Genomic DNA, 20491 nt, shown 5'->3' on the forward strand with positions numbered 1-20491 from the left:
AGCAGCGCGTGGGCATCGCCCGCGCCCTGGTCGCCAAGCCGGACCTGCTGATCGCCGACGAACCCACCGGCAACCTCGATCCGCAGCTGGCGGTGGAGATCATGGGCCTGTTCGCCGAATTCCAGCAGGTGGGCACCACGGTGCTGATCGCCAGCCACGATCTGCCGCTGATCAAGCGCCTGCGCAAGCGCGTGGTCGTGCTCGACCACGGCCGCCTGGTGGCCGACCTCGGCGCGGAGGAGATCCGATGAGCGCCCAGCCCGAAACCGCTGCCGCCGCGCCGCGCAGCGGGCGCCGCCAGCCGCGCCGCTTCGCCGGCTGGAGCGAGCACCACGGCTGGAGCCTGGCGGCCAGCCTGCGCCGGCTGGCCGGCCGCCCGCTCGGCACCCTGCTCACCGTGGCGGTGATGGGGCTGGCGCTGTCGCTGCCGCTGGCCTTCTACCTCTTCCTCGCCAACGTGCAGTCGATGGGCGACGCGCTGGGCCAGCACCCGGCCATCGGCGTGTTCCTCAAGGTGGACCAGGCCGGCCCGCAGGCGGAGCTTCTGGCGAGCAAGCTGCGCGACCGCGCCGACGTCGCCGCAGTGACGCTGAAATCGCCCCAGCAGGGGCTGGACGAGCTGGCCGCCATGCAGGGCTTCTCCGGCGCGCTGCATGCGCTGGACGACCACAACCCGCTGCCCTACGCCCTGCAGGTGGAGCCCAGGCCCGGGCTCGACGCCGCGGCGGTGGGCCGCCTGGTCGGCGAGCTGCGCGAGGAGCGCGCGGTGGACATGGTGCAGGACAGCGCGCGCTGGCGGCAGCGGCTGGACGCGCTGCTCGCGCTCGGCCACCGCATCGTGCTGGTGCTGGCCGGCCTGCTGGTGCTGGCGGCGCTGCTGGTGGTGGGCAACACGGTGCGCGTGGACATCGCCAGCCGCAGCGAGGAGATCGGCGTGCTGCTGCTGCTCGGCGCCAGCCGCGCCTTCGTGCGGCGGCCCTATCTCTACGCCGGCATCTGGTACGGTCTGTTCGGCGGCGCGCTCGCCGCGCTGCTGGCGCTGGGCATCGAGCTGGCGCTGGCGCAGCCGGTGGCGCAGCTCACCCAGGCCTACGAAGGCCGGCTGCACGTCGGCGGCCTGCCGCTGTGGCTGTTGCTGGCGGTGCCGCCGGCCACCGCGCTGCTCGGCTGGCTGGGCGCGCGGCTGGTGAGTGCCTGGCAGCTGCGCCGCGCGGCCTGATCGCGCCGCCGCGGGGCGCCGTCACAACCGTGCCAGGGCGGCGAGGGCATGATGGGAATGCGGGCGCGGGAAGCGTCCGCCGGAACAGGCAGGGACGCGCATGCAAGGCATTTCGGACGGAACATGATGGCAAGCATCGGCAGCCGTGACCTCAGCGCCGCGCCGCGCGTGCTGGTGGTGGACGGCTCCAGGGTCGTGCGCCAGCTGATCCTGCGCGTGCTCAAGGCGGAACTGCCGCAGGCGGAAGTGATCGGCTGCGGCAACGGCGCCGAGGCGCGGCAGCTGCTGGACGAGGGCGTGTTCGACTTCATCACCGTGGCGCTGCGCCTGCCCGACATGGACGGGCTGGAGTTGGCGCGCCATGTGCGCGAGTCGGCGCCGCAGGTCTACGTGCCGGTGGTGGTGGTGTCCGGCGACGTCGACGACCGCCTGCACCGCCGCACGCTGGGCGAGCACGTCACCGACTACTTCGACAAGTCGCTGGGCTTCCAGGCGCTGGCCGAATTCATCCGCGGCTACGTGCGCCCGGAAAGCGACGCGGAAGGCACCGTGCTGTACGTGGAAGACAGCCGCGTGGTGGCCCTGGCCACCCGCCGCATGCTGGAGAAGATCGGCCTCACCGTGCGCCACGTGATCAGCGTGGAGGACGCGCTGGCCCTGCTGGAGACCGAGCGCGCGCAGGGCCGGGTGGGTGCCGACCTGGTGCTCACCGACGTGAGCCTCAAGGGCGAGCTCACCGGCGGCGATCTGCTCGAGCGCATCCGCGGCGGCTTCGGCTACGGCAAGGGCCGCCTGCCGGTGCTGGTGATGACGGGCGACGAGAACCCGGCCAACCAGGCGGCGCTGCTCAAGGCCGGCGCCAACGATCTGGTGGAGAAGCCGGTGGAGGAGCGCCTGCTGGTCACCAAGCTGCTGTTCCAGCTGCGCGTGGCGCGACACCTGCGCGAGCGCGAAACGGCGGCGTGAGGCGCCGCGCCCGTTCCACCCCTGTCGTCCCCGGTCGGGCGGCACCTGACCCGGAGGCAGCGAGACATCCATGAGCGAGACGGAACGGATCCGGCTGGAACCTTCCTGGAAGGCCCGCCTCGGCGACTACCTGCAGCGCCCGGAGATGCGTGCGCTGTCCGAGTTCCTGCGCGCCGAGAAGCGCGCCGGCAAGGTGATCTACCCGCCCGGGCCGGAGATCTTCGCCGCCTTCGACCACACGCCGTTCGAGGCGGTGCGGGTGGTGATCCTGGGCCAGGACCCGTACCACGGCCCGGGCCAGGCGCACGGGCTGTGCTTCTCGGTGCGCCCGGGCGTGCCGCCGCCGCCCTCGCTGCAGAACATCTTCAAGGAGATCGAGCGCGACCTCGGCATCCGCCCGCCCGACCACGGCTGCCTCACTCCCTGGGCCGACCGCGGCGTGCTGCTGCTCAACGCCGTGCTGACGGTGGAGCGCGGCCGTGCCGCGTCGCACCAGGGCAAGGGCTGGGAAGGCTTCACCGACGCGGCCATCGACGCGCTCAACCGCGAGCGCGAGGGCTTGGTGTTCATGCTCTGGGGCTCCTACGCCCAGCGCAAGGGCCAGCTGATCGACCGCCACCGCCACTGCGTGCTCCAGTCCGTGCACCCCTCGCCGCTGTCCGCCCACCGCGGCTTCCTGGGCTGCGGCCACTTCTCGGCCGCCAACCGCTACCTCGAGGACCACGGGCAGGCGCCGATCGACTGGTCGCTGCCGCCGCGGGCCGAGCTGGCCCCCGTCTGAACCCGAATCAACATGGCTGAACCATCCAGGGATTGAACGGTCCGTTCTTTTGCATCGCAAAAGGATTTGGTGTACGATTCAGTTCACTAAATCGGGCCGCGCCGAACTCGGCCGGCTTTTAGCACTCTCAACTATCGAGTGCTAAGCTGAAACCCACTCAGGAGGGTTCGTTCCATGTCCCAAGCTTTGATGACCGCCAACCTGCCTGTGCCGAGCGTCATCGGCAGCCTGGACGCCTACATCTCGGCCGTGCATCGCATCCCGGTGCTCAGCCAGGACGAGGAGCAGGCGCTGTCGCGTCGCTACAACGAGGAAGAGGATCTGACCGCCGCCCGCAAGCTGGTGATGTCGCACCTGCGCTTCGTGGTGCACGTGGCGCGCGGCTACTCCGGCTACGGCCTGCAGCTGGGCGACCTGATCCAGGAAGGCAACATCGGCCTGATGAAGGCGGTCAAGCGTTTCGACCCGGACCAGGGCGTGCGCCTGGTCAGCTTCGCGGTGCACTGGATCCGCGCCGAGATGCACGAGTTCATCCTGCGCAACTGGCGCATCGTCAAGGTCGCCACCACCAAGGCGCAGCGCAAGCTGTTCTTCAACCTGCGCAAGAGCAAGAAGCGCCTGGGCTGGATGAATGCCGAGGAAGTGCGCGTGGTGGCCAAGGACCTGGGCGTGCCGGAGGCGACCGTGCGCGAGATGGAGTCGCGCCTGTCCGGCCAGGACATCGGCTTCGAGGCGCCGACGGATGCCGACGAGGACGCCCGCCCCGCGCCGGAGGCCTACCTGGTCGACGACAACGCCGACCCGTACCAGAACGTGGCCGACGCCGATCAGGCCGACAACCAGCTGGAGACGCTCTCCAGTGCGCTGCAGAACCTGGACGACCGCTCGCGCGACATCATCCAGCGCCGCTGGCTCAACGAAGAGAAGGCCACGCTGCAGGATCTGGCCGACGAGTACGGCGTCTCCGCCGAGCGCATCCGCCAGGTCGAGGCCAACGCGATGAAGAAGATGCGCGGCCTGTTCGCGGCCTGATCTGCCCGTCTCTGTCGTATGCCGACGGCCCCGCTGGGGCCGTTTGGCTTTCCGGGCATCGGTTAAGCTGCCGGCCCGGTTCGTGCACTCCTTAAGATGCCCTATGCCCACCGTTCTGGTGATCGAGGACGACGAAGTCACGGCGCGCGAGATCGTCACCGAGCTCGGCGCGCACGCGATCCGCGCCGACTGGGTGGCGGACGGCCGCGCGGGCCTGGAGCGGGCGGCCGGTGGCGGCTACGACCTGATCACGCTGGACCGCATGCTGCCCGGCCTGGACGGCATCGGCGTGGTGGCCGCGTTGCGGCGCATGCAGGTGGACACGCCGGTGCTGATGATCAGCGCGCTGAGCGACGTGGACGAGCGCGTGCGCGGCCTGCGCGCCGGCGGCGACGACTACCTGACCAAGCCCTTCGCGCCCGACGAGATGGCCGCCCGCGTCGAGGTGCTGCTGCGCCGGCGCCGGCAGCCGGAGAGCAACCGCCTGCAAGTGGCCGACCTCGAGCTGGACCTCGTGCGCCACGTCGCCCATCGCAACGGCCAGCAGCTCAATTTGTTGCCCACCGAGTACCGGCTGCTGGAATTCCTGATGCGCAACGCCGGCCAGGCGCTCACCCGCAGCATGATCTTCGAGACCGTGTGGGGCTACCACTTCGACCCCGGCACCAACGTGATCGACGTGCACATCGCGCGCTTGCGGCGCAAGCTGGAGGGCGCCGGCCCGCCGCTGATCCACACGGTGCGGGGCACTGGCTATATGCTGGCGCTGCCGGAGAGCTGACGGGCCGCCCGTTCCGTCTCCGCGCCACGCTGCCCCCCACGGTGATCGAGGCCTGCCATGTCGGCTCCCTACAACGCCTGGCGTTCCGCCACCTCGCGCCTGATCCTGATCTACGGCGCGCTGTTCGCCGGCTGGGGCCTGATCCTGGTCGGCATCATCCATTGGGAGAGCAGCCGCTACCTCAACGGCGTGGTCGACCAGATGCTGCTGCAGCGCATGCAGTACCTCGCCGCCACCGACGCGCAGCGGCTGCCGGCCACGGTGGACGCGGCCAGCCGGATCGACCCGCACGGCATCATGTCGGTGGGCCTGTTCGACGCCTCCGGCCACGCGCTCGCCGGCAACATCGCGCGGCTGCCGGCGGCGCTGACGGTGGGCGATGGCGTGCATCTCCTGGAGCAGGGCATGCCGCGGCCCGACCGCCCGGCCGAGACCACGCGCGCCCGCGCCGTGGCGACCCGCCTGCCCGACGGCCGGCTGCTGGTGCTGGCCAAGGACACGCGCACGGTGGACGGCCTCGGCGCGGTGATCCGCAACGCGCTGCTGTGGGCGATCTCGCTCACCGTGATTCCCGGCGTGCTGGGCGGCTTCCTGCTGCGCCGCGGGCCGGCGCGGCGCATCCGCGCGCTGCAGCAGGCGACCGAGCCGATCCGCCGCGGTGACCTCGCCAAGCGCCTGCCGGTGAGCCATCGCGGCGACGAGCTGGACCAGCTCGCCACCATCGTCAACGCCATGCTGGGTGAGATCGAGCGGTTGATGGGCGAGATGAAGAGCGTGTGCGACAACATCGCGCACGACCTGCGCACGCCGCTGACCGGGCTGCGCGCGCGCCTCTACCGCGCGCGGCAGCAGCTGGAGGCGCGGCCCGAGGCGGCGATGGTGGACGCCTGCATGGCGGACATCGACGCCGTGCTCACGCGCTTTCGCGCCCTGCTGCGCGTGTCGGAACTGGAAGACGGCCATCGCCGCACCTGCTTCGGTGCAGTGGACCTGGGCGAGGTGTTGCGGCAGGTGCATGACTTCTACGCGCCGCTGGCGGAGGAGCAGGGGCTGCGCTTCACGCTGGAGCTGTCCGCGCTGCCGCCGTTCCGCGGCGATCCGCCGCTGCTGTTCGAGGCGCTCACCAACCTGGTCGCCAACGCGGTCAAGTTCACCCCCGCGGGCGGGCGGGTGGCGCTGCGCGCTGCGGCCGAGGCGGGGGCCGTGCGCATCGAGGTGGTCGACAGCGGGCCGGGCATCCCCGAGCACGAGCGCGAGGCGGTGACGCGCCGCTTCTACCGCGGCGACAACAGCCGCTGCACGCCGGGCTCGGGCCTGGGGCTCAGCATCGTCAGCGCGATCGCGCGGCTGCACGACCTGACCCTGGATATCGGCGACAACGGCGGCGCGGGCACGCGCATCGGCCTCTATGGACGTCTGGGCGGCGATGCCCGCGGCGAGGCATCGAGGCCCGCGCGGGCCTCGGTCCGCCACGCCGCCGACGCGGGCCTGGCGGCCGGATGAAATAATCTTCATCCGCACGGACGGCTCGGCCGTCGCAGGAGCATGCGAAGATTTCCGTAACGCATCACCCGCGCTCGGAACTCCCCGTATGCTTGGTATCGTCCGGATCGCGCTGACGCGACCCTATACATTCGTCGTCCTCGCGCTGCTGATCCTGATCGTCGGCCCGCTGTCCGCGCTGCGCACGCCGACCGACATCTTCCCGGACATCCGCATCCCGGTGATCGCGGTGGTGTGGCAGTACACCGGCCTCTCGCCGGACCAGATGGCCGGGCGCATCTCCTCGCCGTTCGAGCGCGCGTTGACCACCACGGTCAACGACGTCGAGCACATCGAGGCCAACTCCATCGCCGGCTACGGCATCGTCAAGATCTTCTTCCAGCCCACGGTGGACATCCGCACCGCCAACGCGCAGGTGACGGCGGTGTCGCAGACGCTGCTGCGCCAGCTGCCGCCGGGCATCACGCCGCCGCTGATCCTCAACTACAGCGCCTCCACCGTGCCGATCATCCAGCTGGCGCTGTCGGGGCGTGGCCTGAGCGAGCAGAACCTGAGCGACATCGGCATGAACCAGATGCGCCCGATGCTGACCTCGGTGGCCGGCGCGGCGGTGCCGTTTCCGTTCGGCGGCAAGACCCGCCAGGTGCAGATCGACGTGGACCCCGCCGCGCTGCAGGCGCGCGGCCTTTCCGCGCAGGACGTGGCGCTGGCGCTGGCCGCGCAGAACCTGATCGTGCCGGTGGGCACGCAGAAGATCGGCGACCTCGAATACACCCTGCAGCTCAACAACGCGCCCTCGGACATCCGCGAGCTGGGCAACCTGCCGGTGAAGAGCGTCAACGGCACCACCGTGTACATCCGCGACGTGGCCCAGGTGCGCGACGGCAGCCCGCCGCAGACCAACATCGTGCACGTGGACGGCAACCGCTCGGCGCTGCTCACCATCCTCAAGAACGGCTCGGCCTCCACGCTGGCGATCATCGAGGGCGTGAAGCAGCGCGTGGCCGCCGGCCTGGCCTCGCTGCCGGAGAACCTCAAGGTGGCGCCGATCGGCGACCAGTCGCTGTTCGTGCGCGCGGCGATCAGCGGCGTGGCGCGCGAGGGCATCATCGCCGCCGCGCTGACCAGCCTGATGATCCTGCTGTTCCTCGGCAGCTGGCGCTCCACCGTGATCATCGCCACCTCGATCCCGCTGGCGATCCTGGGCGCCATCGCGCTGCTGTCGGCTTTCGGCGAGACGCTCAACATCATGACCCTGGGCGGCCTGGCGCTCGCGGTGGGCATCCTGGTGGACGACGCCACGGTGACCATCGAGAACATCAACTGGCACCTGGAACACGGCAAGGGCGTGGAAACCTCGATCATGGACGGCGCGCGGCAGATCGTGACGCCGGCCTTCGTTTCGCTGCTGTGCATCTGCATCGTGTTCGTGCCGATGTTCTTCCTGGAAGGCGTGCCGCGCTTCCTGTTCGTGCCGATGGCCGAGGCGGTGATCTTCGCCATGATCTGCTCGTTCATCCTCTCGCGCACCCTGGTGCCGACGATGGCGAAGTACCTGCTCAAGCCCCACGCGCCGCACACCGACCTGCACGGCAGCAACGACGCGCTGCCGCCCTCGCGCAACCCGCTGGTGCGCTTCCAGCGCGGCTTCGAGGCACGCTTCGAGCGCGTGCGCGGGGTCTACCACGGCCTGCTCGCGCTGGCCCTGGCGCACCGGCGCGGCTTCATCGTGGGCTTCCTCGCCTTCGTGCTGGCCTCCTTCGTGCTGGTGCCGTTCCTGGGCCGCAACTTCTTCCCGGCGGTGGACGGCGGGCAGATCCTGATGCACGTGCGCGCGCCGGTGGGCACGCGCGTGGAGCAGACGGCGCAGCTGTTCGCCGAGGTGCAGGCGGCGATCAAGCGCATCATCCCGCCGCAGGAGCTGGGCACGGTGGTGGACAACATCGGCCTCTCCAACAGCGGCATCAACACCGCCTACAACAACACTGGCACCATCGGCTCGTGGGACGGCGACATCCAGGTCGCGCTGGAAGAGGGCCACCGGCCCACCGCCGACTACGTGCGCACGCTGCGCGAGCAGCTGCCGCGCGAGTTCCCGGGCATCGTGTTCTCGTTCCCGCCGGCCGACATCGTGAGCCAGATCCTCAATTTCGGCTCGCCGGCGCCGATCGACCTGCAGGTGCGCGGCAACAACCTGGCCGGCAATTTCGCCTACGCCAACGCGCTGCTGCGCGACCTGCGCCGCGTGCCCGGCGTGGTGGACGCGCGCATCCAGCAGTCGCAGGCCAACCCGGTGTTCGACATCAACGTGGACCGCACCCGCGCGCAGCTGGTGGGCGTGACCGAGCGCGACGTCACCAACAGCCTGGTGGTGAACCTGGCCGGCTCCAGCCAGGTGGCGCCCACGTTCTGGCTCAACCCGGTCAACGGCGTGTCCTACCCGATCGTGATGCAGACACCGCAGTACAGCCTGGACACGCTCTCGCAGCTGTCCAACCTGCCGATCACCGGCAGCGGCGGCCAGAGTGGCGCGCAGGTGCTGGGTGGCCTGGCGAGCTTCCAGCGGCGCGCCAGCAACGCGGTGGTGAGCCAGTACAACATCCAGCCGATGGTGGAGGTCTACGCCGCCACCCAGGGCCGCGACCTCGGCGCGGTGTCGGCGGACATCCAGAAGATCATCGCCGCCCACGCCAAGGCACTGCCGCGCGGCTCCTCGGTGGCGCTGCTCGGCCAGGTGCAGACGATGAACAGCGCCTTCGCCGGCCTGCTGTTCGGCCTGCTCGGCGCGGTGGCGCTGATCTACCTCTTGATCGTGGTGAACTTCCAGTCGTGGAGCGATCCGTTCGTGATCATCACCGCGCTGCCCGCCGCGCTCGCCGGCATCGTGTGGATGCTGTTCGCCACCCACACGCCGCTGTCGGTGCCGGCGCTCACCGGCGCGATCATGTGCATGGGCGTGGCCACGGCCAACTCGATCCTGGTGGTGAGCTTCTGCCGCGAACGGCTGGCCGAGCACGGCGACGCCGCGGCGGCGGCACTGGAGGCGGGCTTCGTGCGCTTTCGCCCGGTGTGCATGACGGCGCTGGCGATGATCATCGGCATGGCGCCGATGGCGTTGGGCCTCGGCGAGGGCGGCGAGCAGAACGCTCCGCTCGGCCGCGCGGTGATCGGCGGCCTGCTGTTCGCCACCACCGCCACCCTGCTGTTCGTGCCGGTGGTGTTCAGCATCGTGCACGCGCGTTCCGGCCGCGCTTCCAGCCCGGCCACCGTTTCCGGAGATCCCGCCCATGTCCTCTGAAGCCACCACCGTCACTCCGGTCCGGCCGTCCCGGCGCGGCCTGCGCCTGGCGGCGCTGGTCGCCGCGGTGATCGCCGTCGTCATTGTGGCGACGGGCCTCGTCACCCGCGCCACCGATGCGCGCAGCCTGAAGACCTGGACCGAGACCCAGGCCGTGCCCACCGTCAACGCCACCGCGCCCGAGCGCGCCGGCGACGGCGCGGCGCTGGAGCTGCCGGGCCGGCTGGAGGCCTACACGCGGGCGCCGATCTACGCGCGCGTCAGCGGCTATCTCAAGAACTGGAAGGCCGACATCGGCACGCCGGTGAAGGCGGGCCAGCTGCTGGCCGAGGTGGAGACGCCCGAGCTCGACCAGCAGCTGCTGCAGGCGCGCGCCGACCTCGCCAGCGCCAAGGCCAACGAACAGCTGGCCGCGGTCACCGCCAAGCGCTGGCAGTCGATGCTGGGCAGCGACTCTGTGTCGCGCCAGGAAGTGGACGAGAAGACCGGCGACTACGCCGCCCGCCAGGCCCAGGCGCAGGCGGCCCAGGCCAACGTGGACCGGCTCGCCGCGACCAAGGCCTTCGCCCGCATCGTGGCGCCGTTCGACGGCGTGGTCACCGCGCGCGACACCGACGTGGGCGCGCTGATCAACGCCGGCGGCGGCAGCGGCCCGCAGCTGTTCGTGGTGTCGAACACGCGCCGGCTGCGCGTCTACGTGCAGGTGCCGCAGAACTACGGCCCTTCGATCCGCCCCGGTGCCGCCGCCACGCTGAGCGTGCCCGAATACCCCGGGCGCAGCTTCGAGGCCAAGGTGATGGCCTCCGCCGATGCGGTCAACGCCGCCTCCGGCACCACGCTGGCGCAGCTCCAGGTGGACAACGTCGACAACCAGCTGATGCCCGGCGGTTTCGCCAACGTGCGCTTCGCGCTGGCAGCCAGCGCCGCCGCGCTGCGCGTGCCGGCCAGCGCGCTGATCTTCGACAACCAGGGCCTGCGCGTGGCCACCGTGGACGGGCGCGGGCGCGTGGCCTTCAAGAAGGTGAGCATCCTGCACGACTATGGCAAGACGGTGGAGATCGGCTCGGGGCTGGCGCCCGGCGACCGCGTGATCGAGAGCCCGCCCGACGGCCTCAGCGACGGCGACGCGGTGAACATCGCCAACCCGGCGGCGGCGAAGTCCCATGAGAAAGCTTGAGTCGGGACTGCTGATCGCCGCCGCCCTCGCGCTCGGCGGCTGTTCGCTGGCGCCGGCCTACAAGGCGCCGGCGGTGCCGGTGGCGGAGCACTACGCCGACACCGGCCCGTGGGTGCAGGCCGCGCCCGCCGCGCCGCTGCCGCGCGAGGGCTGGTGGCGGCTCTACCGCGACCCGCAGCTCGACCGGCTGCAACAGCAGCTGCTGGCGAACAATCCCGATCTCGCCGCCGCGCTGGCGCACTACCGGCAGGCCGAGGCCTTCAGCGCGCAGGCGCGCGCCGGGCTGTTCCCGCAGCTGGGCGTCGGCGCCGCCGCGCAGCGCAACCGCCAGTCCGACACCCGGCCGCTGCGCGGCGCCGGCTCACCCAGCTACTACGACAACTACACGCTGGGCGCCCAGCTCGACTACGAGGTCGACCTGTGGGGCCGCGTGCGCAACGGCGCGGCGGCCGGCCGCGACGACGCGCAGGCGGCGGCCGCGGACCTCGCCGCGGTGCAGCTCAGCCTGCAGGCGATGCTGGCCGACAACTACCTGCAACTGCGCGGCCTCGACCAGCAGGTGCAGCTGCTCGACCAGAGCATGGAGGCCTACCGCCGGGCCCTGCAGCTCACCCAGAGCCGGCACGAGGGTGGCATCGTTTCCGGGCTCGACGTGACGCGGGCGCAGGCGCAGCTGGCCTCGGCCAAGTCGCTGTGGTCGCAGACGCAGGCGCAGCGCGCGCTCATCGAGCATGCGATCGCGGCGCTGGTCGGCGCCTCGGCCTCGGACTTCCATCTGGCGGCGGAAACGGCGGCGATCGAGCTGCCGGCGGTGCCGCTAGGCGTGCCCTCCACCCTGCTGCAGCGCCGGCCCGACATCGCTGCCGCCGAGCGCCGTACCGCCGCGGCCAACGCGCGCGTGGGCGTGGCGCGCGCGGCCTGGTTCCCCTCGCTCACCCTGGGTGCCGCCGGTGGCTACCAGAGCACCGGCTGGGGCGGCCTGGTGGCGGCGCCGAACCGTTTCTGGGCGATCGGCCCCACGCTGCTGCTCGACGTGTTCGACGGTGGCTACCGCAAGGCCACCGTGGCCGCGGCGAAGGCGGCCACCGACGCCGCCGGCGCGAGCTACCGCGGCGTGGTGCTGGGCGCCTTCCAGCAGGTGGAGGACAACCTTGCCCTGCTCGATCACCTGGGCACCGCGCGCGGCGACCAGAAGGATGCGGCCGACGCCTCGCAGCACGCGCTGGACCTGGCGCTGGACCGCTACAAGCAGGGCGCGGCGAGCTACCTCGACGTGGTGGAGGCGCAGACCATGGCGCTGGACGCGCAGCGCAGCCTGCTCGACCTCACCACGCGGCAGCTGCGCGCGAGCGTGCAGTTGATCCGGGCGCTGGGTGGCGGGTGGGAGGCGGGCGACGGGCGCATGGCCGCGGCAGGCGGCCGGGCCGGCTAAGGCAGAGAGGGCGTCGAGGGCTGTCTCCGGCCGGCCTCCGCCATCGACATGCGCGGCGGGGCTGCCGGGCATGCCGGTGCAAGCGTCCAGACGGCGTGGCTAGGCGGAGCCGGACTTTATCGGCGCGCGAAGCGCAGCGCATCGCCAACGCTGCCGCTGGCCAGGTGGCGATGCCTGGTCTGCCGCGGAGGCTGCGTCGCGCATCGTTTGCATCCCGGACGATCCGGGGGCACTGCTGTGGACAACCGCCCTTTGGACCGCCGGCCCGTTAGCGTTTCTGGCCGAAAAAAAGCCGCGCTCCATAACGCACTGTACAAGCGTGACCGCAACGACACCTTCTCGTCGCGGGGCGAGGAGGCGAAGATGCCGGGCGGGTTCGCCTCCCGGATGCCGTCGCATGCAGGGAGGCGGTGCCTCGGTTCGGCGGCGGTTTTTTTAGAGCTTCTCCGCCAGCAGCGCTTCGAGCTTGCGCTGGTCCGCGGCGAACTTGCGGATGCCGTCGGCGAGCTTGTCGGTGGCCATGGCGTCCTCGTTGTGGCCCCAGCGGAAGGCGGCCTCGTCGAGCTTGGTCGGCGCCGGCTCGCGCTGGCCGGCGTTGGCGAGGGCGCGCGGCAGGTCGCCCTGCTCGGCTTCGAGCTTGGCCAGCAGGTCGGGGCTGATGGTGAGGCGGTCGCAGCCGGCCAGGGCCTGGATCTGGCCGATGTTGCGGAAGCTCGCGCCCATCACCACGGTCTGGTAGCCGTGCTGCTTGTAGTAGTCGTAGATGCGGCGCACCGACTTCACGCCCGGGTCTTCCTCCGGCGTATAGCTCTTCTGCTCGGTGTTCTGCACGTACCAGTCGAAGATGCGGCCGACGAAGGGCGAGATCAGGAACACGCCCGCCTCGGCGCAGGCCACGGCCTGTTCGAAGGAAAACAGCAGGGTGAGGTTGCAGTGGATGCCGGCCTGCTCCAGCTTCTCCGCCGCGCGGATGCCCTCCCAGGTGGAGGCGAGCTTGATCAGGATGCGCTCGCGGCCCACGCCGGCCGCCTCGTACAGGCCCACCAGCTTCTCGGCCTTGGCAATGCTGGCCGCGGTGTCGAAGGACAGGCGCGCGTCCACTTCGGTGGAGACGCGGCCGGGCACCAGCTCGAGGATCTTGCGGCCCACCGCCACCGCCAGGTGGTCGCTGGCGTCGACGACCTGCTGCTCGCGGCGGTTGCTCTGGCCCTTGGCCCAGGCGGCGGCCTCGTCGATCAGCGGCGCGTAGGCCGGGATGCCGGCGGCCTTCAGCAGCAGCGAGGGGTTGGTGGTGGCATCGACCGGCTTGTAGCGGGCGATGGCTTCGATGTCGCCGGTGTCGGCGACCACGGTGGTGTACTGGCGCAGCTGTTCGAGTTGGGACACGTCTTCGCTTCCGGTCTGGTCGTTCGGGGTCCGGCTTATTCTCCGCGTTGAGCGTCGTCGGGCAAGCGGCGGCCTGCCTGGCGTTCGTCCTCGCCGGTGGCGATGCGCGCGTAGCGCTGGTAGGTGAAGAAGGCCAGCACCCAATCGAGCAGCACCACCATGCGGTTGCGGAAGCCGATCAAGAAGTAGATATGGGCGGCGAGCCAGGTCCACCAGGCCAGCGCGCCGGAAAGCCGCACGCGCTTGAACTGGGCGATGGCCGCCATGTGGCCGATGGTGGCCAGCGCGCCGTCGTCGCGGTAGCGGAAGGGCTCCGTGCCGGCCTCGCCGCGCAGACGGGCGTCGATGCGCCCGGCCACGTGCTTGCCCATCTGCTTGGCCGCCGGCGCCACGCCGGGCACCGGCTTGCCGTTCGCCTGCATGGCGCTGGCGAGGTCGCCGACCACGAACACCTCCGGGTGGCCGGGGAGGCTGAGGTCCGGCTCCACCTGCACGCGGCCGGCGCGGTCCACCGGCGCGCCGAGCCGGCGGCCCAGCGGCGAGGCGGCCACGCCCGCGGCCCACAGCACGGTGCGGGCCGCGATCGGCTGCTCGCCGAGCTTCACGCCCGCCGCGTCGATGGCGGTCACCGGCATGCCGGTGCGCACCTGCACGCCCAGGCGCTCCAGCTGCTTCTGCGCTTTGGCCGACATCGCCGGCTCGAAGGCCGGCAGGATGCGCGGGCCGGCCTCCACCAGCAGCACGTTGGCGCGGCGCGGGTCGCTGCGGCGGAACTCGCGCGGCAGCGTGTGGCGGGCGATCTCGGCCAGCGCGCCGGCCAGTTCCACGCCGGTGGCGCCGCCGCCGACCACCACGAAGTTGAGCCAGGCCTGGCGCCGCACCGGGTCGTCCTCGCGCTCGGCGTGCTCGAAGGCGAGCAGCACGCGGCGGCGGATGGCGAAGGCGTCTTCCAGGGTCTTCAGGCCCGGCGCCAGCGGCGCCCAGTCGTCGCGGCCGAAGTAGGCGTGCGTGGCGCCGGTGGCGACGATCAGGTAGTCGTAGTCGAGGGTGCCGTCCGCGCAGTGCACCTGGCGCGCGTCCAGGTCCACGTCCTGCGCCTCGTCGAGCAGCACGGTGACGTTGCGCTGCTTGCGCAGCACGTGGCGCAGCGGTGCGGCGATCGACGGCGCGGCCAGGCTCGCGGTGGCGACCTGGTAGAGCAGCGGCTGGAACAGGTGATGGTTGCGCTGGTCCACCAGCGTGACGCGCACCGGCGCGTCGGCCAGCGCGAGGGCGGCGGAGAGGCCGCCGAAGCCGCCTCCAAGGATCACCAAGTGGGGGCGTGTGTCGGGGCCAGCCATCGTGTCGCGTTCACCGTGCGGAGCAAAGTCCTCAAGCATAGGCGGCTGTTTCCGTGCTGTGCAGGCATGCGGTGCGGGACATGTTGACGCATGCGGCGTGAGCGGGTGGCAACGGGCGGCCTGCGCCGGCGCGCGATCGGCATGCCTGGCGTTTGGACGTCCAGCCGGCCGAAGCGCCCCGGCATGCGTGGAAAGGCGTTGGGGCCGATGCCATCGGCCTCGCACGCCGCCGGTGCCCGATGTCGTGGGTATTCCGCTTTTTCAGTAGAGATCGACCGGGTCCACGTCCAGCGACCAGCGCACGCGCCGCGCCGAGGGCAGCGCCGCCAGCGCCTGCTGCCACGGCCGCATCGCCGCATGCAGCGCGCCGCGGCTGGTGGCCTCGACCAGCAGCTGGCCGCGGTGGCGTCCGGCGCGCAGCGGCATCGGCGCCGGCATCGGGCCGGCCACCTGCAGCGCCTCGCCGCGGAGGGCGGCGAGTGCGTCGGCGAGGAAGGCATCGACGTGCTCGCGCCGGTGCGCGTCGGCGCGCAGCAGCACCTGGTGGCCGTAGGGCGGCAGGGCGGCCTGCCGGCGCTCGGCCAGCAGCTCCTTCGCCGCCGCCGCGTAGCCCTGGGCGAGCAGGCCGCGCAGCAGCGGGTGATCGGGGTGGTGGGTCTGCAGCAGCACGCGCCCCGGCTTGGCCGCGCGGCCGGCGCGGCCGGCCACCTGCACCACCAGCTGCGCCAGCCGCTCGCCGGCGCGGAAGTCCACGCTCAGCAGGCCCGCGTCCACGCCGACGATGGCCACCAGGGTGAGGTTGGGCAGGTCGTGGCCCTTGGCCAGCATCTGCGTGCCGACCAGGATCGCGGGGCCGCCGGCGCGCAGGCCGCCGAGCAGGTCTTCGAAGGCGTCGCGGCGGCGGGTGGTCTCGCGGTCGATGCGCAGCACCGGCGTGCCGGCGAACTGCGCGGCCAGCGCTTCCTCCAGCCGCTCGGTGCCCTGGCCCTGGGGTTTCAAGTCCGGCGCGCCGCAGGCGGGGCAGGCGGCGGGCACCGGCGCCTGCAGGTCGCAGTGGTGGCAGACCAGCCGGCGGCGGCCGGCGTGCAGGGTCAGCGGGTGTTCGCAGCGCGGGCACTCGGCATGCCAGCCGCAGGCGTGGCAGAACAGCACTGGCGCGTAGCCGCGGCGGTTCTTGAACACCAGCGCCTGCTCGCCGCGCGCCACCGTGTCGGCCACCGCGGCGAGCAGGGCGGGGGAGAGGCCGTGCTCCAGTCGCTGCGCGCGCATGTCGATGATCTGCACCTGCGGCGGCCGGCTCGCCCGCGGCCGCGCGCGCAGGTGCAGGGTGCGGTAGCGGCCGGCCTCGACGTTGGCGAGCGTCTCCAGCGAGGGCGTGGCCGAGCCCAGCAGCACCGGCACGCCCAGCGCGCGGCCACGCACCAGGGCGAGGTCGCGGGCGTGGTAGCGGAAGCCTTCCTGCTGCTTGTAGGCACCGTCGTGCTCCTCGTCCACGATGATCAGCCCGGCCTGCGGCAGCGGCGTGAATACCGCCGAGCGAGTGCCGAGGATCACCTTGGCCTCGCCGCTCCTCGCCCGCAGCCAGGCGCGGGCGCGCTCGCCCTCGGCGAGGTTGGAGTGCAGCACCTCCACCGGCACCCCCAGGCGCGCGCGCAGGCGCTGCACGGTCTGCGGGGCCAGGCCGATCTCCGGCACCAGCAGCAGCGCCTGCCGGCCCTGTGCCAGCGCCTGCGCGATCAGGGCGAGGTAGACCTCGGTCTTGCCGCTGCCGGTGACGCCGTCGAGCAGGAAGGGCTGGAAGCGGCCGAGGTGTCCGCCCACCGTCGCCACCGCGGCCTGCTGCTCGTCGGTGAGCGCGGGGGCGGGCGCGTTCGGGGCGGGGGCGGCCTCCGCGGGCGGCGCGGTGCGCTCGATCAGCCCGGCCGCGGCCAGGCGGCGGGCGGCGGCGCGCCAGTCCGGCAGGCGAAGTTCGAGTTCAGCGGCTCGCCGTGGCGCCGGTGCCAGCGCCTGGAGCAGGGCGCGGCTGCCGCCGCGGCGGCTGCCGGCGTCGAGCGCGCTGCGGCCGGCCACGGTCAGGGTCCAGGCTTCCTCGCGCGTCTCGGGCAGCGGGCGCGGCTCGCGCAGGGCCAGCGGCAGGGCGTTGGCGTAGGCCTCGCCGGGGGCGCCGAGCCAGTAGTCGGCGGCCCAGGCCAGGGTGGCCATCAGCTCGGCGTCGAGCAGCGGCGCGTCGTCGAGCAGGCGCAGCGCGGGCTTGAGCCGCGCCGGCGGCAGCGCGGATGCCACGCCGGCCGCCACCACCACGCCCACCGCGCGGCCGCGGCCGAAGGGCACCAGCACGCGGCTGCCCGCCACCGCCTCGCCCGCGGCGGGCGGGAGGTAGTCGAACAGGCTGGGCAGGGGTACCGGCAGGGCGACGCGGAGTACGGCGGGCATGGACACCTCGAGGGCGGGCCAGTGTAGCAACCGCACGCCTGAAGCCGGCCGGCGCGGGCGCGCCCGGTGACGATTGCTTGGCCGGGAGTTGAGGTGTTTCCGGTAAGTGGCCTGTCTGCCGGGGAATTTTCATTTATCCACAAGAGCTGTGGATAAGTCTGTGGATGTACCGGGGACGGCAGGGGCCGAGGCCCGGCATCAGGCGCCTCCGCACGCTCTGCGCAAGTTTTAGGCACTGAAAAATAAGCCTTGTTTTTCAGTTGATTACGGATTGTCGTTAGCGTGCGTTCATGGATGTCGTCACCAAGTGTCCGTCCTTCTTGACAGCCCTGTGACGCTGTGCAAAACGCGAGCCGACGCCCGTGCGGCCGGTCAATGCGCCATGCCCAGCATCAGGGCGCCGGTCAGCACGATGCCCAGCAGCCACAGGTAGCACCAGCCCACCAGCCAGTACTTGAGCACGGTCATCGGCCAGCCCTGGTGGTAGACCCGTTTCTGCATGATCAGCAGGTAGATCGGTATCCACAGCATCACGGCCCCCTGCACCGGGCCCATGGCATAGCCGACCCAGGCGGCGTGCGGTCTGAGCCAGGTGGAGAGCATGCCGCACAGGGTCACCAGCAGCAGGGCCAGGAACAGGAAGGCGTGGCTGTGCAGGGCGGCGATCAGGTGCTCCATGTAAAGGCGCCGGCGGAACACGTAGAACAGCTTCAGCAGCAGGGCGAACAGCGGGATCATCACCACCATCGCCTGCGGCAGCACGCCGAAGACGCCGCTACTCATGCGCTCCAGGGCGTCGTTGCGGGCGGCCTTGTCGCCATGCAGGACGTTGTGCCAGTTGGCGCGCAGGTGTTCGGTGAGCCGGGCCAGCCGCTGGTTGGCGAAATCGGGCAGCCAGGCGATGTGTATTGGCGCATACGTGCCATACGAGCCGTAATCCGCTTCGGCGGATGCGCCGGCATCGGCACCGGCGCTGGCGGCTGGTGCAGGCGTGGTGTTTGCCGCCACCGGGGCCACGGCAGCGGGCGGGGCCAGCGAGGCGGTCGGCATGGGCGCGGCGCCGAGCGCGAGCAGGCGCTGGTTGGCCTGCTCGCGCAACCGGTAGCCGGCCTGGTCGATCTGCTGCCGCGCCGCCTCCGGCAGGGCGGGCACGCGACGGCTTTCCGCTAAGTCATCCAGCTGTTCCTTGAGCTGGCTGCGTACCTCCACGGCGCTGTCGGCGTCGTCGAACTCGTGCTCGTCGACAACCACGCCGGCATGCGTGCGGGCCTCGATCCTCTCCGTCATCAGGTCCGTCGCCAGGTGGAAGGCGAAGAACGCCAGCAGGCACAGCACGAACATCAGCCGGAACGGCGCCACGTAGCGGACGCGACGCCCGGCGAAGTACTCCAGGGTGAGGAAGCCGGGCTTGAAGAGCAGCGGCGGCAGCGTGCGCAGGATGCGGCCGTCCACGTGCAGGTACATGTCGGCGCCATCCTCCAGCAGGCCGTGCACGGGCTTGAGCACGCTGTGGATGGACTGGCCGCAGTGGTGGCAGAACTCGCCCTCCAGCGGCGTGCCGCAGTTGGCGCAATGCAGCGTCCCCGCTTCCCCGATGTCTTTCATGCGCAGGCTCCCCAAGTTGGCGGCCGATGTTGGCATAGGCCGCCGGGCCGCCACAGTGCCGGCTCGGCTAGAATGGACGGCCCTGCGAGGCCCGTCTTTCCCATGAGCCTGTTCCCTTCCCTCGACCGCGCCCGCGCGGCGCGCGAGCTCGGCGCCACCGTGCGCCTGGCGCTGCCGCTGATCGCCGCCCAATTGGCGGCGGTCGGCGCCAACGTGGTCGATGCGGTGCTGGCCGGGCACCTCAACGCCCACGTGCAGGCGGCGGTGACCACCGGCGTGAGCATCTGGGCGCTGGCGCTGGTCAGCGGCCTGGGGATGATGATGGCGGTGCCGCCTTCGGTGGCGCAGCTGGACGGCGCCGGCCGCCGGCGCGAGATCGGCGCGGTGTTCGTGCAGGCGCTGTGGCTGGCGCTGGCGCTGGGCGCCGTGCTGTGGTTCGGCGTGCGCCATGCGGCGCCGCTGCTCGACCTGATCGGCGTGGTGCCGACGCTGCGCGATGACGTGGTGCGCTTCCTCCACGCGATCAGCTGGGCGGCGCCGGCGCTCACCTGCTACTTCGCGCTGCGCGGGCTGTCCGAAGGCCTGTCGATGACGCGGCCCTCGATGCTGTTCAGCTTCGGCGGCCTGCTGGTGCTGGCGCCGCTCGGCTACGTGCTGATGTACGGCCGCCTCGGCCTGCCGGCGCTGGGCTCGCTGGGCAGCGGCATCGCCACCGCGGCCGTGCTGTGGCTGGAGGTGCTGGGCTTCGCGGTGTACGTGGCGCGCCACCCGCGCTACCGCGACCTCGGCCTGCGCGCGGGCCTGGCCTGGCCGCGGCCGCGGATGATCCTGGACCTGGTCAAGGTGGGCGGTCCGATGGCGGTCTCGCTGCTGGCCGAGGGCGGGCTGTTCGTGGCGGTGGCGCTGGTGATCGCCACCCTGGGCGAGACGGTGGTGGCCAGCCACCAGGTGGCGCTCAACGTGGCCACGGTGAGCTTCATGGTGCCGCTCGGCCTGTCGATGGCGATCACCGTGCGGGTGGGGCATGCGGTGGGGCGCGGCGACACGGTCGGGGTGCGCTACGCGGGCTTCTGCGGCATCGCGCTGGCGCTCGGCGTGCAGCTGTTTTCCTCCGGGCTGATGCTCGGCGTGCCGGACCTGCTCGCGCGGCTGTACACGCACGATGCGGCGGTGATCGCGCTGGCCGTGCAGCTGATGCGGCTGGCCGGGCTGTTCCAGTTCTCCGACGGCATCCAGGTGGCCTCCAACGGCGCGCTGCGCGGCCTCAAGGACACCCGCGTGCCGATGGCGATCACCCTGCTCGCCTACTGGGGCGTGGGCATGCCGGTGGGCTGGTGGCTGGCCTTCCCGCAGGGGCTCGGCGCGCGCGGCATGTGGATGGGCCTGATCGCCGGCCTCAGCATGGCCGCGCTGCTCCTGTTCGCGCGCTTCGCGCACAGCGCGCGCCGTGCGCGCTGGCGTGCGCCGGCCGCGGCCGACATGACCGAGACGCGCGGAGCGGTTACCCTGACCGACTGAACCCCCCAAGGACTTTCCGG

14 protein-coding genes and 1 pseudogene are annotated in these 20491 nt (G+C 71.8%); 11 read left to right on the forward strand and 4 right to left on the reverse strand.

The window, feature by feature from the left end; genetic code table 11:
- The 10 genes and pseudogenes from ACH65_RS08620 to ACH65_RS08665 all read left to right on the forward strand — a co-directional run.
- Window positions 1–251 (forward strand): annotated as a pseudogene (locus ACH65_RS08620) (cell division ATP-binding protein FtsE); the annotation flags it as partial.
- The gene (gene ftsX, locus ACH65_RS08625) at window positions 248–1219 is read left to right on the forward strand and encodes a permease-like cell division protein FtsX (protein ID WP_049622186.1); all 972 of its coding nucleotides are present in this window, start codon (window positions 248–250) and stop codon (window positions 1217–1219) included. The pseudogene ACH65_RS08620 and the gene ftsX, both read left to right, overlap by 4 nt.
- Window positions 1220–1342: 123 nt before the next feature.
- Entirely contained in the window at window positions 1343–2185 is an 843-nt protein-coding gene (locus ACH65_RS08630) for a response regulator (RefSeq protein WP_049622187.1), read from the forward strand.
- 70 nt (window positions 2186–2255) lie between these two features.
- A complete protein-coding gene (ung, locus tag ACH65_RS08635; RefSeq protein WP_049622188.1) occupies window positions 2256–2966 on the forward strand; it encodes a uracil-DNA glycosylase in 711 nt (236 codons plus the stop codon).
- 174 nt (window positions 2967–3140) lie between these two features.
- Window positions 3141–3998, forward strand: coding sequence for an RNA polymerase sigma factor RpoH (gene rpoH / locus ACH65_RS08640; RefSeq protein ID WP_049622189.1), 858 nt, complete (start codon window positions 3141–3143; stop codon window positions 3996–3998).
- Window positions 3999–4101: 103 nt separating this feature from the next.
- Complete coding sequence (locus tag ACH65_RS08645; RefSeq protein ID WP_049622190.1) at window positions 4102–4779, forward strand: response regulator transcription factor; 678 nt, start codon at window positions 4102–4104, stop codon at window positions 4777–4779.
- Between the two features lie 57 nt (window positions 4780–4836).
- Window positions 4837–6282, forward strand: a complete 1446-nt coding sequence (locus ACH65_RS08650) for a sensor histidine kinase (RefSeq protein ID WP_064504839.1) — start codon at window positions 4837–4839, stop codon at window positions 6280–6282.
- An 88-nt stretch (window positions 6283–6370) separates the two neighbouring features.
- Complete coding sequence (locus ACH65_RS08655; protein WP_049622191.1) at window positions 6371–9580, forward strand: efflux RND transporter permease subunit; 3210 nt, start codon at window positions 6371–6373, stop codon at window positions 9578–9580.
- Window positions 9570–10757: an efflux RND transporter periplasmic adaptor subunit gene (locus tag ACH65_RS08660; protein ID WP_049622192.1), complete on the forward strand. Its 1188-nt coding sequence runs from the start codon at window positions 9570–9572 to the stop codon at window positions 10755–10757. The genes ACH65_RS08655 and ACH65_RS08660 overlap by 11 nt, the downstream gene beginning before the upstream one ends.
- Complete coding sequence (locus tag ACH65_RS08665) at window positions 10744–12189, forward strand: efflux transporter outer membrane subunit (protein ID WP_049622193.1); 1446 nt, start codon at window positions 10744–10746, stop codon at window positions 12187–12189. The genes ACH65_RS08660 and ACH65_RS08665 overlap by 14 nt, the downstream gene beginning before the upstream one ends.
- 435 nt (window positions 12190–12624) lie before the next feature.
- Here ACH65_RS08665 and tal read toward each other — a convergent pair whose 3' ends face one another.
- The 4 genes from tal to ACH65_RS08685 all read right to left on the reverse strand — a co-directional run bounded on the left by tal (window position 12625) and on the right by ACH65_RS08685 (window position 18953).
- Entirely contained in the window at window positions 12625–13575 is a 951-nt protein-coding gene (tal, locus tag ACH65_RS08670) for a transaldolase (protein ID WP_049622194.1), read from the reverse strand.
- 35 nt (window positions 13576–13610) lie between these two features.
- Window positions 13611–14915 carry an NAD(P)/FAD-dependent oxidoreductase gene (locus tag ACH65_RS08675; RefSeq protein WP_049622195.1) on the reverse strand — a complete coding sequence of 435 codons (1305 nt, stop codon included), beginning with the start codon at window positions 14913–14915 and terminating at the stop codon, window positions 13611–13613.
- A gap of 261 nt (window positions 14916–15176) precedes the next feature.
- Entirely contained in the window at window positions 15177–17348 is a 2172-nt protein-coding gene (locus ACH65_RS08680) for a primosomal protein N' (RefSeq protein WP_049622196.1), read from the reverse strand.
- 372 nt (window positions 17349–17720) lie between these two features.
- Window positions 17721–18953, reverse strand: coding sequence for a DUF3667 domain-containing protein (locus tag ACH65_RS08685; protein ID WP_049622197.1), 1233 nt, complete (start codon window positions 18951–18953; stop codon window positions 17721–17723).
- A 102-nt stretch (window positions 18954–19055) separates the two neighbouring features.
- Between ACH65_RS08685 and ACH65_RS08690 the strand changes: the two genes are divergently transcribed.
- Window positions 19056–20471 (forward strand): MATE family efflux transporter, encoded by a 1416-nt coding sequence (locus ACH65_RS08690; RefSeq protein ID WP_049622198.1) that lies wholly within the window; start codon window positions 19056–19058, stop codon window positions 20469–20471.
- Window positions 20472–20491: the final 20 nt, after the last annotated feature.

Origin of the sequence: Frateuria defendens (assembly GCF_001182895.1) — a bacterium.
GTDB classification, from domain to species: Bacteria; Pseudomonadota; Gammaproteobacteria; order Xanthomonadales; family Rhodanobacteraceae; genus Frateuria_B; species Frateuria_B defendens.

Coding starts and splice junctions, on each gene's coding strand:
- ACH65_RS08655 (WP_049622191.1), top strand. CDS start 6,371: ATGCTTGGTATCGTCCGGATCGCGCTGACGCGACCCTATACATTCGTC.
- ftsX (WP_049622186.1), top strand. CDS start 248: ATGAGCGCCCAGCCCGAAACCGCTGCCGCCGCGCCGCGCAGCGGGCGC.
- ACH65_RS08645 (WP_049622190.1), top strand. CDS start 4,102: ATGCCCACCGTTCTGGTGATCGAGGACGACGAAGTCACGGCGCGCGAG.
- ung (WP_049622188.1), top strand. CDS start 2,256: ATGAGCGAGACGGAACGGATCCGGCTGGAACCTTCCTGGAAGGCCCGC.
- ACH65_RS08680 (WP_049622196.1), bottom strand. CDS start 17,348: ATGCCCGCCGTACTCCGCGTCGCCCTGCCGGTACCCCTGCCCAGCCTG.
- ACH65_RS08665 (WP_049622193.1), top strand. CDS start 10,744: ATGAGAAAGCTTGAGTCGGGACTGCTGATCGCCGCCGCCCTCGCGCTC.
- ACH65_RS08650 (WP_064504839.1), top strand. CDS start 4,837: ATGTCGGCTCCCTACAACGCCTGGCGTTCCGCCACCTCGCGCCTGATC.
- ACH65_RS08675 (WP_049622195.1), bottom strand. CDS start 14,915: ATGGCTGGCCCCGACACACGCCCCCACTTGGTGATCCTTGGAGGCGGC.
- ACH65_RS08685 (WP_049622197.1), bottom strand. CDS start 18,953: ATGAAAGACATCGGGGAAGCGGGGACGCTGCATTGCGCCAACTGCGGC.
- ACH65_RS08690 (WP_049622198.1), top strand. CDS start 19,056: ATGAGCCTGTTCCCTTCCCTCGACCGCGCCCGCGCGGCGCGCGAGCTC.
- ACH65_RS08630 (WP_049622187.1), top strand. CDS start 1,343: ATGATGGCAAGCATCGGCAGCCGTGACCTCAGCGCCGCGCCGCGCGTG.
- rpoH (WP_049622189.1), top strand. CDS start 3,141: ATGTCCCAAGCTTTGATGACCGCCAACCTGCCTGTGCCGAGCGTCATC.
- ACH65_RS08660 (WP_049622192.1), top strand. CDS start 9,570: ATGTCCTCTGAAGCCACCACCGTCACTCCGGTCCGGCCGTCCCGGCGC.